Raw genomic sequence first — 13475 nt, forward strand, 5'->3', positions numbered from 1 at the left:
GTCGGTTGCTATTGCTGTCGTTTGAGACTGCCCTTTCCAAGTGACACATATTTAACTTGCTCCAGACGCCGTTTCCCTTGATTGGAGTGGCCATCATCCAGTTCGCAGTAGCTTAATTCAGGAATACTGGTGCCGCTGAGGATTGCACTCTTCCCGTCATGGTGACTACGAGCGCTTACGCAGCGCGGGTCAGATAAATCCGCCCAGGCCGGCGTTGCTGGAGCTGTTCGCCAAAAGGCTTCCAAGTCACCGCTAATTTCCACTTTGTCAGTTTTTTGCATGCCGCCTGCTGCGGTCGCCCGCGCCGCTGGTTAATCGCTTCCAGTGCACTTTGAACCATCATGATCAGTAAACTGACACTTGCGCGTTTCCGTTCCTTACCTGTGAACACTGCTTTAGGTGCCCGTCTGTTCGACCTTGCTGGTGGGCTACTGAGAGCTTAGCCAAACTTCCAGTCTTTGCTGGCGACCCAGCTCGGATAGTCTCTGTTTTCCTAAATTCAACAACGCGAAAAGCTTCTGCCGTTCCGCATGTGTAGGAAACCAATCTGAGATTTCAACGTTGCAATAGTCAGAATCGCTGAGAGTCCATTTGATGATCATGTCCCCGGCGGCCCTGTAATGGTCTGCCATAAACAGGCGTTTGCCCTCCAGCTCCCAACCGCGCTCAGCGAACCGATCCGTCACATCAAAGATCCCGGTTTTGCCAAAAAAAGCTGTCGTGTCCGGATAATGGACTCCGGCCAGGGACACCTTTGCTACCCCGGTTTCACGGTCGAAATAAGAAAGAAAATGCCATCCCCCAGTTGTCTTCCCAAAATGTGGGAAGTTGAGGGCAGCTTTACCAGTGACATAGTTATCGCGAGATACACGAGCAAAGTTTTCGTCGAACTGGGGCTTTTCCATGGAGTTCTAGCCTACCGATTGCTTTTACCCAGCATCGTTTTTTCCCCGTTGTCAGGGCGAGCGGAGTGCAAAACCTACTCCGATTACTTTGAAATGACTATGGCGAACGCTAGCAATGCGGCTCGCCAATATCTATCGCGTAGCTGCCGGTGATTTCTCTATGTCTTTTTTTCCACGACGGATTGCTCGGTCTCCCGGATTCCTGTCGGCATGTTCAATGTCTGTGGGCCGAGCAGTGCTCATGTGTCAGGTTGGCAGGGTTGATGCTAACCGTCCCGTCCTAGAGCCATGATCGCGTCCGACCAGGCAACATGGATGAATGCGCACCGATTTGGGATCAAATCGATAAAAACGCAACACTCTCAGGCAGCATCGAAAAACAAGGAGCGATCACTGAGCTTGGGGGAAGCGGAAAAGCCTACGCTCGCGTAGCATTTTAAAGCCGCGCTAAACCCTGTTTAATGTGCCCGGCATTTTCACCGATGGCCCACAAAACGCTTCGAACCTATCTCCAACTTCACCGCTACCTTGGGCTTCGACATGGAGCGTTAATTCCATCAGTGCAGCCTCCAAGGCGAGCTGATTTGATATCCTTCCAGCACGTTCGATAACGAATATTCGCTTGTCATGAGCTCCCTCTATCCTTGAAATTGTCTGAGCGTAGCAGCGAGTTCGGGTTGGGCATGAGGTAGTGCCGCAACCGTTGCGAGGCGTAGCTCAGCATCTCTTTTTTTGGATCCTTTACTTCGAAACTATTCCTGCAAGACGCACATAGGAGGAGGTTATGAACAAAGTAGTCTTTACTGTGGGTCATTCGACAAAGCCTATCAATGTCTTCGTCCAGATGCTCCAGAGCTTCGATGTTGACGCCGTGGTAGACATCCGGACTGTGCCTCGCTCCCGGACGAATCCTCAGTACAACTTGGATGTGTTGCCAGAGTTATTAGCCAAATCTGAAATCTTGCATTACCAGATCGAGAGCTTAGGCGGATTGCGAAAAAAATCCAAAAACGTCCCGGATGACATCAATGCATTTTGGGAAAATAGAAGCTTCCACAACTACGCTGACTACGCTTTCTCGGATGAGTTTGAAGACGGTTTGCATCAATTGTTGAAGCTGAGCGACACTAAGCGTTGCGCCATCATGTGCGCGGAAGCGGTCTGGTGGCGATGCCATCGTCGTATAGTCGCTGACTACCTGCTGAACCGAGGGGCGGAGGTCTTTCACATTATGGACATTGGCAAGTCCACGAAGGCGGTACCGACTCCTTCTGCCGAGCTAGTGGGAAGCAAGCTTACCTATCCGAAAAAACGCGAAGCGAAAGAATAGCCTCCGTTTTGCCGAATTTTCCGTCGTTATACTTGTAGGGATTTCTCCAGTCAGGTGACACCTCTTACTAACGTCACTCCCCTCGCCCACCCGTTACAGTTTTCTACCAGAAGGGTGTGGTGACGATAGGCTTATAGCCGCTTTAGCCTCCTGCAACCGTTGTTCGGCGTACATAGCCGAATCGTCATCTGGCAGCGGATAGCCTGCGGCTGAGAGAGCTGCGGCGCGCTCTTCAATGAGCAGACGCTCGGGATCGCGAGCTATTTGATAGGCTCTGCCCGGCAAACGCTACGTAAGCGGATGGCGAACACATCCGCCGAAGGCGGCACGCCATAACCACCGTCTATCTTTGTGAAAAAATGAGGTTGAAATGACCTGCGATTTACTCCTCGAGCGTGAGAGACTTAAGCGACGAGTTCTGTGGGCGCTTGCCACCTTCCACCCTGGTGATCCCAGTGCATCCGACGTCCTTGCCCTCCTCAATGATCTCTATGACCAAGAGCGAAACGACACCCCCTGTAGCGATAAGCCACTCGAACTCGTTGAGGTTCGTAACTCTGTCTCGTTTATGCACCATAACTCCGGAATCGACATCATTTTGGAGCAGACTATTCCGCAACCTTGGAGAGAGCGTTTCCACCAGGCAAGCATCGGGTCGACCAGAGTTGCTGGTGGGCCCTACGCCACAGACTGGAATAAATTTTCGACTGAATGGGAAGCTGAGATGTGGCACTTGGAAACTCACAGAGCTGCAAGGCACAAGCTAGAGTAGGCTAACTCAACCGTGGAGAAGTCATAGAACAAGATAGCTCAATTGGGTAATTCATGTTATCACTACCCTGAATGGCACCTGAGCGCAGTGCGGTCGCAATGGTGCTACATGCCTTTCCCTCCCGAAGCTACTGAACCTCATTGACGAGCTCTCGCGCCGCGAGGCCCGGTGCACGCTAAACAGTTCCAAGTACATGGTTAAACCACCACAATGGTCTGGACATCAAATCATGCAAAGGACTGTTTTCATGAGCCAGTTAAGTGGATTCCACCTGAGGATGACCTGTGCTGCCACAGACTTGCCCATTGCAGACGCAGTGTTTCAGGCAGAGTTGAGGGCTTTACTGCACCCCTTTAGTCTCAACGATGCGGGCGCAAGCGACTGGAAAAAAAATTGGCAGTATGATTTAGGCCGGTATTACATAGAATTTTTTATCCCTCTCTATCAAGCTGGAATCCCTGCTGTATGGCATGGAGTTGTGGGTTGGCTGAAAGGGCAGCCCGGACGAATGCTCAGGATACGATTTAACGACACTGGCGGGATCGCTCAGTCACCAGAGGAAATTCTTCCGCTTTTAGAAGAAGTGCTGAGGGAGCTTAAAGCTCTTGTTCAAAAGACTACTACGAGTAAGTGAGGTTTTTAAACAATTCATAATGGACTTGCCACAACCAACCCGGACATCACGCCGTGTTAAGCTAATGCTGCCGCTAAGCACCTGAGCTCCTGAAGTGATCGACACTCAACACGCTGTGTGGATAGTGCTCTTGGAATAATTGAAGACTATTACCAAGTGCGAACCGAGTTTCTCGCGCAGGCTGAGGTATGTGCTCCACCTAGTCAAGCTTGATCATGCTCCCGAAGCTCTCAGCCACTACCCAAGCGCTGTGTCCTGACTCAAGACTCATGAACCATCGCCGGTTTGCCTTTGGCCCCAGCGGTGCCACCCTCCTGGCCCATAAGCTTCCCACGCATATCGTTGCCTCTATCATCATTACAACCGTTTACCTATCTCTTTCTAAGGAAAATAGGTGTCCTTCTTAATGCTGTCATTTCAGGCGCTTCGCACTGCAACCTAAGGGACAAAGTCAGCTGGTCATCTTAGATTTTTGCCCGTTTATCGAATGTCGGTCAAGCTTGTGCTTTAGTTGCCGATAGCTTGGCAACGCTCGGTGAATCCTTCGGTGGCAGGCATGTTCAACAAAAATATCAAGCAAGAGTTGCAAAAAGCAAAAAACGAGCTAGCGCTGAGCCAGCAATTGCTGAAGGGTCTCACTGAAGAGACATTAGCGCTAACCGTCGATGAAGACTTTAACATAGTAGATGCCAATTCGAAATTTCTTAGCTGTCTTGGGTATAGCACTAGCCTTATAGGGCGGCCTCTTAGTGAGATCGTTCCGAACTACGTGGTCAACCTTCCATGTTACCGAAACTTACGTGATGCTGTGAAAATAGGCAGCTCAGTAAGCGATAACTACCGCTATCTGAGTGCTGGTGGTAGTTTGGCCTGGTTATGGGGGATATGGCAGCCTATGAAGGATGAAACTGGAAAACTGCTGCACATTAGATTTTTTGGCAGAGACGTCACAGAGTCAATGAATCTCGCTCGAGAGAATGAAGCTTTTATAAAGGCGCTTTCGCGATCCACAGCAGTAATTGAGTTTGATTTGAACGGCACTGTACTCAATGCGAATGCCCCATTCCTAACAGCGATGGGTTATAATCTCGACCAAATCAAAGGCAAACACCATCGCATGTTCTGCGAACATGATGAGGCCTCATCACCAGCCTATTCCGCTTTTTGGAAAGCCCTTAACGACGGCGAGTTCGTAGCAGGGCGTTTTAAGCGCGTTGATAGTTACGGGCGCACAATTTGGCTAGAAGCCACCTACAATCCTGTCTACGACGCGCAGAATAAACTCTACAAATTTATTAAGTTTGCTACTGTTGTAACTGATCAAGTTGATCGGGAGTCTGAGGTTAACGAAGCGGCAAGCATAGCCTACGAGATTTCCCAAAAGACCGACTCTACCGCTCAGGAGGGTGCGCAGGTTGTTCAGGAAACTGTCGACACAATGCAGCGCATATCCCTTGTCATGCAGTCTGCATCTTTGAGTATCGAGGACTTGGGCAAGCAATCTCACCTTATTAGCTCGATGGTGCAGACCATCAGTAGTATCGCTCAACAGACAAATCTGTTGGCACTCAATGCCGCCATTGAAGCTGCTCGGGCTGGAGAGCAAGGGCGGGGATTTGCGGTGGTAGCGGATGAAGTGCGCCAGTTGGCAGGACGTACCAGTGCTGCTACGGAGGAAATTGTCAGTGTGGTGGGCAAGAATCAAGACTTGGTAAATAAAGCCGTGCAGGACATGGCAAGCAGTAAGCACCAAGCCGAGCAAGGCTTAGTTCTGGCCAACCAAGCTGGCTCGGTCATCGTGAAAATTCAAGAGGGTGCAAAGCAAGTCGTAAGCGCAGTAGGGCGATTTGCAAATCGGTTAAAATGAAGGAGGTTCACCCCCCTTCATCATTTGGTTGCGCTCGGCGGCTTTGGTTGCCGAGCACATCGATGGAATTGATTCAGAGTAGTTCGGAATTGAATGCCGAGGTGTAGGTTATCAAGTCCGTCTTGGGCATCTTGCAGATTCTGATTTACGAAGGTAGATGGCGGAAAATCGTGGAGGGTCATGTTCCAAGCGGCAAAAACAAATATCCGGGTCTCCGAATACGGAGCTGGTTTACAGCTCCGGGGACAGTCCAAAGGAGGTTGCAAAGTATCTGAACTGTCCGCGCTTAACTCTGTAGCATTCAGATGCGCTTCAAGAATTTCTGTCAGCGCTCATTCCACCGTCAGCCCCGGTCGTACCCCGAGACGCTGCTAGCAGAATGCCAAGCAGATGCTCTAAGGGGCCCGGAAGTTTCATTATTCTCTATTAGCTCTTTTATCTGTTTGGCAGGTAGGGGCTTCCCAAATAAGTAACCTTGCGCGAAATCGCATTCATGCTGGGCCAGCCAATCCGCCAAATGCTCATGCTCTACTCCTTCCGCAGTAATTTGCATGCTCAGGCTTTTGCCTAAAGCTAAAATGGCCTTGGCCATTTCGCTCTCGTTACAAAGGGATTCGGTAAAAAATGATCGATCAATCTTGATCTTATCGACAGCTAACTGCGTCAGGTGATACAGCCCCGAATAACCCGTACCAAAGTCGTCCAGAGCTACGGTGACTCCGATTCCACGCAGCCGATCTAGGTTGAGGCGCGCATTGCTCGTATTGGCTACGAGGGCGTTTTCAGTCACCTCTACCTCTAAATGACTCAGCGGGAAGTTGCCCCTACGCGCCAAACGCTCCAGCCATTCCGGAAAGTCGCTGCTCTCGAGCATCAATGAAGTAACGTTTACCGCTAGGGTCAGGGTGCGGGGCCACTTTTGCGCTTCGACGAAAGCTTGTAGCAACAGGCCTTCAGTGAGTTGCTTGATCAGACCTAACTGTTCAGTCAGCGGTATAAAATCCTGGGGCATGATCATGCCGCGCTCGGGGTGTATCCATCGAGCTAGTAACTCGAACCCTACCAGTCTCTGATCAGGTAGGCTAACGATGGGTTGATAGTAAGGAAGGATTTGCAGCTCTTCAATTGCCTGCCGTAGCTCCTGCTCGAAATGCGCTTGTTCACGCTGCTCTTGTTCAAAGCTGGCTTCATAAAAATAAAATACTGCGCGACCGTTGTTTTTACCTCGGTACATTGCGCTGTCAGCGCGTTGAAGCAAGGTTTCGGCACTATCACCATCTGTGGGTGAGACGGCGATACCCACGGTTGCGGTGAAAGCTAGCGTTGGCAAACCTGAAAGCGAAGTGGCAATTTGAGTTAAAACATTCTCCGCCAATGTTGCTAGCTCAAGACGGCTGAAATCGCCTGTGACCGCGATAGCGAACTCATCCCCTCCGAGTCTCGCAACTGCCGCATGCCAGCCGCTAGTCACTCCCCGTAGCGTATCGGCGACGGCGCAGATGGCAGCATCGCCAGCGGCGTGGCCGCGTGTGTCGTTGATAGTTTTAAAGTTGTCGAGGTCAATCAAGAATACGGCGGTGTTTGAATTCGGCTGCACTAGACGCGAAGCTAACTGCTCATGAAAAAACCGGCGGTTAAGCAGACCAGACAGCGGATCGTGGCGAGCCAGCGAGTCGCTATGCGCTTGAGCCTCAACTAGGTTGTTGTAGCTATGATGGAGACGGTTTTTCCAGCGCTTCAACAAGATGAGAGGAACAATCATCGCCAGTATGCCAAAACCGGTCGAGGTCAGGACGAAACGCCAACGTTCAGATGTTTCAAAGTGGCCGTCGTAGGGCAAGCCCAAAAGCTGCATGGCCAGGGGCTCAAGCTCGAACTCCCAAGCAATGGCAAGCAAGAAAATGGAAAACAGGTAAAAACCAAGCAAGGCGTAAAGATCGCTTCGCACTGGCTTCGGGTTACTAATGAATGACATGTAGATGCGCTCGTAGGGCCGCTGGCAATGCGGCCATGCTTACGTTATCGGTCGTCATGCGCAGTGCTAAAGCCCAGTTGTCGCGAAAGCTTAGATTGCCGCAACACTCTTTTCGCCCTGCGTCAGCAGCGATAAAGGATCGATGTAGAAACGTAAAGAGGAAAAAAGGTGCGGTTAAGCACGAAGGATTGTCGGTCTGCGAGGCTGTGGAGAGCTTGATCGCACATAGACGGGGCATCCACGATGGCTGGCAGGATGGAAAGTTGGATAAGTAACCTCGAGCGCCGAAACTGCACTCGTAATGCTGCAATGCCCTGGAGATCATCTAAGGCTAAGGCCTATTTGTTTCGTTAAGCTTCGAGGGCAGGGCTATACGAGGTACAGGCATGGCTAAGGCACGGGTCAGAGGCGCCAAGCCTTGGAGCAAGCGGAGCGCGCAGGCGTGAAGGATGGACGCCCGGCAGGGCCGAGACACGACGTGGCTCGGTGCACGACAGCCGCCCGGGTGGGCACGCCCAATAACATGCTGCCCGACTTAGAGGGCCTTCACCGTTCGGTAAAGATTTTGATGCTCCCATGTCGATAACATGGCAATGGGATCCGTTCCGAATCTATCACCTGAATCGAACGACCATCTCCTCCCATCTGGGCTCACGCATCCTCCGCGATAATCGAGCTCCTCACAGTCGTTGAAGATCGTCATGCTCCATCCCTCGACGTCGATCATGAACATCCCGGCATAGAGCTCGTCCCAAGTCTGAGCACATGCTCTGATCATCGTACGTCGCCCAAAGATCGCATCGCGCAGTACCTGGCAAACCTCTCTTGCTGTGAGCGCAGGCGTAGGTTCGTCAGGGCAATAGATTAAAGTCATAAAAGAAACCAGTCGGCTTTGGTCGTTTTGCCAAAGGTACACCGGCATGCATCAACCACGTACTCACAGGGAGGAGAAGATGAAGCTATCTTTGGACTGTGAATTCACTCAGCTCAACCAGAATATAAAGCTGATCTCGTTAGCATTGGTCTCAGAAGCCAGAGACGAGTTTTATGTAGAACTGACCGATGCCTACAAGATCGAAGACTGCAGTGACTTCGTAATCCAGCATGTCTTGCCGCAATTGGATCAGCTCCGCTATGGAAGGTCACTCGTGGATGCCAAAGCTGCGCTGAGGGTTTTCCTGGGCGGTTTAGACGGCCAACTGGATGTCTGCTCGGACGCGCCAGAGTGGGACTAGGAGTTTTTCTGCCAGCTTGCGTATGCGGATCACAAGTGGCCGAGTCATTTGGAGAACAGGCCTACCAATCTCCTCCACTTGTTCAGGCATTTTGAAGCCGACGACATAGGTGATATTGCGCTTCCCGAACTTCCACATCATGCCTTGCTCGATGCCCGGCTCCTCGCCCCATATTTACCAACGCTTGGTAGCACGCCGACAGTCGCCGTGAGCATAGAAGATAGGAAGGACGCTGAGCATGATGCTAGGGCTGTCCTGCTATCGCACCTTCCAGCCTTGGCTCGGCTGCGAGGACACTAAATGAACCGTACGGTCATCGCACGAATCGCTTGAGTGACAGTCGACTCGCTATCACTTGCTCTCGTATCTCATCGGGATCGATCGACATACCGCCGTTTGGTGTCACGCGCAGAGATTTCAGATTGTTGAGGGCCGCTATGAACGCACGATCTCTCGCTTGCTCTGAGCTTGGTCTTTTGTCTTTCAAGAAAAGAGCCATGCATCGCTCGAACATTTTCATACCGCGCTCCACTGCCCATGAACTATGGAACGCATCTTCAGCGAAGGGGCGGAAAATGTCGTGGCTTTTTCGTCCAGCCTGTCATGTGGCCTCATCAGTTGAGCCCGTGTGCTCCTCGTGTGTGAGTGACGAAGGTGCCACCGCTGACAAGCTAAATGTCACTCTAACAGCGTGGTCTATGTCGGCTGCATCACTACACGAGAGCCCCTCAAATGAAGCCTTCTGATGCCATCAAAGGTAGGGCAGTTGAGATCAGAAAGATCATAGAGTCCTACGGATTTGTGGCGCCCGGGATTTTTGGATCGACAGCGCGCGCAGAGGATCGGGAGGGAAGTGATCTCGACCTGCTAGCGACCATCCCAGAGGGAATGGTCGGTCTGATTTCGCTGTTCGACATCGCCGACATGCAGGATGAGCTCGAGCAGATGCTCGGCGTGGTTGTTGATTTTAATGTCGAAAACAACATGCCAGAAATCTACAGGGCGTCGATTGAGCTTGAGGTGATCAAGCTGTAGTAGGGGTTCCTAATTGGCCATTTTACTGACTTAACCGGACGAGTTAAACGGTTGAGCGAGTAGCAGCTAGGTACTCGACGACTTGTTCGAGTCCCGTTTTGCGCGCGATGAGATCACGTGGTCGACAACCCAGACCTCGATTCAAGCTGCTTAGCCACACCTTTGCATTTTGCTCGTTTCCTGCAACGGCGAGCAGTGATTGATACAACTCAACCATGAGCACGGCCCGGCTCCACGATTCGGTGCTAGGTTTGAGTTGCTCACGTCCGTTACGTAGACGCAGCACAGTGGAAACCTGCTCGCCCAAGATAGCTGACAGATCGGTGTCATCAAGACCTAAGCCTTCTCCGGCTCGGATAAAAGCTTTGCTAAGCACAGCGTTTTCTGCGATCGATGTGACTGATTTCATGCTCCACCATATGATCTGTGATGGCCGATTTTAACTATCCATCTTTATTAAGCAGTATGGCCGCATCTGACCGGTGAACGGTTCCAGCGGCCAGCAATAAATGGTCTGTAACGTAGTTTTGTGCTTTGTAACTCTGCTTACGTTACAGCGCACAAAATTACGTTACAGACCTCAGAGGGCGAGGGGCGAAGGCAAGCGGAGCGCGCAGGCGTGAGGATGGAAGCCCGCCAGGGCCAAGACCAGCGCAGCGCGTGGGCTTGGTTTACGACAGCCGTCCCCGACGAGGGCACGCCCAAGACCATGGCCTGTCACCAGCCCGCATAATGAGTAACCATGTGTCCCCAGTCCGAGAGCGCCACCCCATCGCTGCGAAGGATGTTCATTGCCTCGGCAGCAGTAATTTTGGTTGGACACCCCCCAGTCAAATATGTCTTATCTTTGCCCTGGCAGTACAAGTGCATGATCGTTAAAACCATGATTTGTTGCAGGGGCGACATGGCGCGATAACTCTTCCGCATATCCTTCATGGATTCTGAGTTGAGCTCTTGATCGCCTGACCAGTTGAAACCTCGAGGCCGTAAGTTGTAATGCCAGCCTGGACTGCCCCAAGCCCGCTCGACACGCTCAAAGCAACCCTCAAGCGAGTAAGCCTCCACGATGCCCCACACTGCTTGCCCAAAAATATTTCCACGTTCTGATGCACTGGGAAACGTAGGAATGGATGCACCGCAAACCATCGCCAACGCCGTGTGCTCAATACCATCCATGCAGGGCACTTTGTCTACCATGTCGACCAACGCCCAGCCAGGGAAACGGCCAGCAGCAAAAGTGGGGTTAACTGCCGCGTAGGCAGCCAGGGCTACTGGTTCTCGCGAGTGATGGATGTAGGCTTGGTCGGCAGTGTGAGCATCCGAGAATGCCCAGACACCTGCTGAAGGCTGATGGACGCCAATCTCAGAAAGAAGACCTTTAGCTTGTTCTGCGTAGTCGTTGTTCATTATTCGTAACTCTCGTCAATGATGGTGCCCCATTTGGGGCTGTTCTCTAGGCAAACCCATTCCATGTCGTTTCAACACGGTCTGGTTGATTACTTTCCGCTTTCGCTCTGGTAGTGCGTCGTCAACGAGGCAAGCGGAGCGCGAAGGCGTGACTGCAGCATTCCACTTGACGAACAAAATCTCGATTTGACTGGCCTTGGTTCCAGAACGCTCAATACTCTGCAGCCTTTCTTTTCTTTTCTTTTTGCGTGGCAATATTGGTCACCTTGCTCAGTGCCGAAAGGTCTTTCTCCAAGTCATCGATCTGGGAGATAAGCATCAACTCCCTGGCCAAGCTATCGTGATAGAGATCTTTGAACAGCTTTTCAGCGCCACTGTTGGGTTTGACACTATTTTCCTTTTTTTGTTTGGCTGCGGCAGCCTCGGTCTTCTCGCGAAGCTGATCAAAGCACTCTCGATCTTTTCTAATCGAGCCTTTACCGCGACCAGCTTCCAAGGCCACGTTGTTAAGGTTGATGTTGCTGCCGGGCGGTAAGATGTTTGGCTTGTTTTCAACCAGGCGTTGAAGCGCTGTTTCATATTGGAGAATTAAATCGGAGATCATGAGTTTATATCATCCTTAAGTATCTAATGGCACTGTACTTGATTCTTTTAAGCGTATTCTTTGGGGCAGCTATCTTTACTTTTAGACGAGCTCTGTATATGCCATGCTGCTTTAGCCACACCATCGCGGCTAATTTTCACGTCTGATAGAGCAGGCTGTTGGCTGATCAGTCTTCAAAGAGCGGCTTCATACTGTTGGATGACTTCTGATGTCATGTGATCACCTGCGAGATTTTGTCTTTGAAGAGTTGTAGCATGCTGAGCTTGGTCTGCTCGGTGTTGTAGGAAAACGTTCCTTTTGGAATGCTCTCGATAACTTTTATTTGAATCAGGATCGATTGATCAAGTTTCTTCTCTTTGATGCAGGCATTGGTGCAGTTGAGGCAGGCGACATAATTGTGATGAGCTCGCTCATAGCACTCTCCTACTTTGAGGCAACCTCCCAGAATGGTTTCTTTGTAAGAAATCAACCCTTGCTTTACTTTTTTCAGCGTTTCCGCAAAATTGGTAGCAATACTTCCCAAGAACGATTTTTTGACGTTGCGCTCATAGAAAGTCCCTGCTGCGCCGTGAAGCGTCTCTTCCTCCATGATGATATCTTTCAAGAAAAAGCTAGCCTCCGCTGGGATCGCTTGTTCTTTAAAATATTTGGCAGTTTCAGGATTAAGATCCTCGAAAAGGTATTTGGCTGTCGCAAACCCTTTGGTGTAATACAGTGACATTTGGAGCAAGGTGTGTTGCAGCATGGTTTTCAAAGATGGGAGTGATACCAAACCACTTTGCGCAGCGTACACGGCCATTGAACGTCTAAATTGGTGAGTGGTTAATCGCCAATTTTCGCCCGGTTGGAACGCGGCTTGGGATTGCCATTCCCTTAGTGGATCCAGCATCACAAGTTCATTGAAGTCTTCGGAACTGATAAGCGTTGGAGGGAATGTTTTCTCAAATTTGGATGAAGGTAAGTTGGCCTGAGTTAATTTTTTCGATTTAGATTTATTGTTGTAATGATTGGATGTAGGCAAGTAGGATACAGAAAGGAAAAGATAATCCTGGCTGTTGATGCTGTCTGGAATAAATTTCCTGATGAGTTGCGTAATCTTCATTGCCGTTTCATACGGGAAGAGGATGTCCGCTGATGTCACCCATTTGGCTGGGCGAGGGGCTTTCGTTAGCTTGATGGTCAAGCCATGAACTATATAGGTGTCAGCAGAAACCCTTTCAATGCAGGACTCTTTCAACAGGTATGCTTCCCGCTCACGCATTGCTGTGAATACATGGATAAGCATTTTCGCAGCGTAATAGCACCGGTTGAGGTAGTTTGCGATATTAGATAACTGGTTAAAATTATATTTTTCACTGAGTTTAGTAAGGCCGCATTCTTCCATAGCTTCGTTAAAGGGTACATTGGGGAGCACTGGGTTAGTGGATATTTGCTTCATCCTACAGTAATAGGGGTTCGCTGCGACCTTATGGTTGAGTTCTTCAATGTTTTTTGCAATAGAGTTGTATTCTGCAAGAAGGTCTTTATAGTTCGATATTTTCTGAAACAGAATGCGACCAGGAATGACGGGGTGTTGTTCTGACTCGTCATTTGACTCTCGGATTAGTTGTTCAATTAGTTTGATGGATAGAGGAGATGCTGGATATATAGAATCTTCCACTATTTTGTTGAGCATTGTTTGGAGTGTTCTAAGGTTAATTAGTGATTCTGT

The 13475-nt window shown here is 50.4% G+C and carries 11 protein-coding genes and 3 pseudogenes; 6 read left to right on the forward strand and 8 right to left on the reverse strand.

Going from position 1 to position 13475, the window contains the following annotated elements:
- Positions 1–8: 8 nt before the first annotated feature.
- The 3 genes and pseudogenes from F8N49_RS07565 to F8N49_RS28240 all read right to left on the reverse strand — a co-directional run bounded on the left by F8N49_RS07565 (position 9) and on the right by F8N49_RS28240 (position 1534).
- Positions 9–281: a hypothetical protein gene (locus tag F8N49_RS07565; protein WP_151551084.1), complete on the reverse strand. Its 273-nt coding sequence runs from the start codon at positions 279–281 to the stop codon at positions 9–11.
- A gap of 147 nt (positions 282–428) precedes the next feature.
- Entirely contained in the window at positions 429–905 is a 477-nt protein-coding gene (locus F8N49_RS07570; protein WP_024013801.1) for a hypothetical protein, read from the reverse strand.
- Positions 906–1341: 436 nt separating this feature from the next.
- Positions 1342–1534 (reverse strand): annotated as a pseudogene (locus F8N49_RS28240) (hypothetical protein).
- Between the two features lie 155 nt (positions 1535–1689).
- On the opposite strand from F8N49_RS28240, the gene F8N49_RS07580 reads away from it, so the two are divergent.
- The 4 genes and pseudogenes from F8N49_RS07580 to F8N49_RS28560 form a co-directional block, all read left to right on the forward strand.
- Positions 1690–2235 (forward strand): DUF488 family protein, encoded by a 546-nt coding sequence (locus F8N49_RS07580; protein ID WP_024013800.1) that lies wholly within the window; start codon positions 1690–1692, stop codon positions 2233–2235.
- Between the two features lie 1019 nt (positions 2236–3254).
- Complete coding sequence (locus F8N49_RS07595; protein WP_095181551.1) at positions 3255–3641, forward strand: hypothetical protein; 387 nt, start codon at positions 3255–3257, stop codon at positions 3639–3641.
- A 556-nt stretch (positions 3642–4197) separates the two neighbouring features.
- Positions 4198–4965: pseudogene (locus F8N49_RS28555) on the forward strand (PAS domain-containing protein); the annotation flags it as partial.
- 105 nt (positions 4966–5070) lie between these two features.
- A pseudogene (locus tag F8N49_RS28560) lies at positions 5071–5508 on the forward strand (methyl-accepting chemotaxis protein); the annotation flags it as partial.
- Positions 5509–5851: 343 nt separating this feature from the next.
- On the opposite strand, the gene F8N49_RS07605 reads toward F8N49_RS28560, so the two are convergent.
- Positions 5852–7483, reverse strand: coding sequence for a bifunctional diguanylate cyclase/phosphodiesterase (locus F8N49_RS07605; protein ID WP_151551085.1), 1632 nt, complete (start codon positions 7481–7483; stop codon positions 5852–5854).
- 953 nt (positions 7484–8436) lie between these two features.
- Here F8N49_RS07605 and F8N49_RS28460 point away from each other — a divergent pair.
- Together F8N49_RS28460 and F8N49_RS07625 are read left to right on the forward strand one after the other, a co-directional pair.
- The gene (locus F8N49_RS28460; RefSeq protein ID WP_306106529.1) at positions 8437–8718 is read left to right on the forward strand and encodes a hypothetical protein; all 282 of its coding nucleotides are present in this window, start codon (positions 8437–8439) and stop codon (positions 8716–8718) included.
- A 732-nt stretch (positions 8719–9450) separates the two neighbouring features.
- Positions 9451–9753: a nucleotidyltransferase family protein gene (locus tag F8N49_RS07625; protein WP_151551086.1), complete on the forward strand. Its 303-nt coding sequence runs from the start codon at positions 9451–9453 to the stop codon at positions 9751–9753.
- A 43-nt stretch (positions 9754–9796) separates the two neighbouring features.
- Here F8N49_RS07625 and F8N49_RS07630 read toward each other — a convergent pair whose 3' ends face one another.
- The 4 genes from F8N49_RS07630 to F8N49_RS07650 form a co-directional block, all read right to left on the reverse strand.
- Positions 9797–10162, reverse strand: coding sequence for an MbcA/ParS/Xre antitoxin family protein (locus tag F8N49_RS07630; RefSeq protein ID WP_082228580.1), 366 nt, complete (start codon positions 10160–10162; stop codon positions 9797–9799).
- 308 nt (positions 10163–10470) lie between these two features.
- Positions 10471–11160: a hypothetical protein gene (locus F8N49_RS07640; protein WP_151551087.1), complete on the reverse strand. Its 690-nt coding sequence runs from the start codon at positions 11158–11160 to the stop codon at positions 10471–10473.
- Positions 11161–11371: 211 nt separating this feature from the next.
- A complete protein-coding gene (locus F8N49_RS07645; RefSeq protein ID WP_151551088.1) occupies positions 11372–11764 on the reverse strand; it encodes a hypothetical protein in 393 nt (130 codons plus the stop codon).
- A gap of 211 nt (positions 11765–11975) precedes the next feature.
- On the reverse strand, positions 11976–13475 hold a 1500-nt coding region (locus tag F8N49_RS07650; RefSeq protein WP_151551089.1), incomplete at its 5' end, for a tyrosine-type recombinase/integrase.

It is taken from the genome of Pseudomonas sp. GXM4 (assembly GCF_008923895.1).
Taxonomy (GTDB): Bacteria; Pseudomonadota; Gammaproteobacteria; order Pseudomonadales; family Pseudomonadaceae; genus Aquipseudomonas; species Aquipseudomonas atacamensis.